The organism is Bacillus sp. LR--39 (assembly GCF_053613335.1).
The window spans coordinates 1-800 of record NZ_JBSIOT010000681.1 but is presented as its reverse complement, the minus strand read 5'-3'; the positions used below and the strand labels follow the sequence as shown (position 1 = coordinate 800).

At 38.9% G+C, this 800-nt stretch carries 1 protein-coding gene; it reads right to left on the bottom strand.

The annotated features are described in order from the left end of the window. Positions 1 to 764 (bottom strand): DUF4003 family protein (locus tag ACWHAR_RS25810; protein ID WP_452088267.1); only part of this gene is annotated, 764 nt, incomplete at its 3' end. Positions 765 to 800 lie beyond the last annotated feature (36 nt).

The window sequence follows — 800 nt, the reverse complement described above, 5'->3', positions numbered from 1 at the left end:
CACAAAACGGTTTTGATATCTGGCTCTTCCAGAAATGTGAGGAGAGCAAGGTCTGGATAATGATAATCCTTTGGTTTTTTGACATCAGTGATCGATTGATATATCTGTTTGCAAGCGGAAACAAGCATTTCGGGCTCTTTTTCACTTTGCAAGGCCAGAATATGGCTGACCTGATGTAAGTACTGTCCTTTTTTAAAGCCGTTGGCCGCCAGCAGTTGATAGCATGTTTCCGCCTTCTGTAGCGCCTGCAAACCTTTTCCGTTTTCTCCAAGCAGTACGGCGAGCGGAACATTCTGAGTTGAAGTGAGGAAATAATGATTTTTCTTCATCTGCTGATAAACTGCTAGCCCCATGTTCATCTGTTCTTTTTGGTTTGTCGTTTCAGATTTGCCGGTGAGCAAGATCAGAGCGGAAAGGTATGTGAACATATCCCGCTTATATCCTAGCTTCACCATTTCATTGTATACATCGATAAAAGTATGAAATGTTTGTTTTGCCTCATGCTGAAAATGAATGTCCAGAATAGATGCAACAGTAAAGCGGTGGTGTGAATTGAGTGTTGAGAAGCTGCCGATGTTTGATTTGATATAGCTGCTCAAATCATAAAAGCGCTGAAAATCAAACTCTCTTTTATTCACAATATATGCAGAAGAAATGAGCATTAATATCTGATCGTGTGAAACTTTCCATTTTAATTTTGATTTTAATTCAGCATAAATGGAAATGTATTGCTTTATTTTTTCATGTAGGTCGTGTGTCAGCATAAAAAGCAGCTCCTTTTTGCTGTTTTTACGTAATAC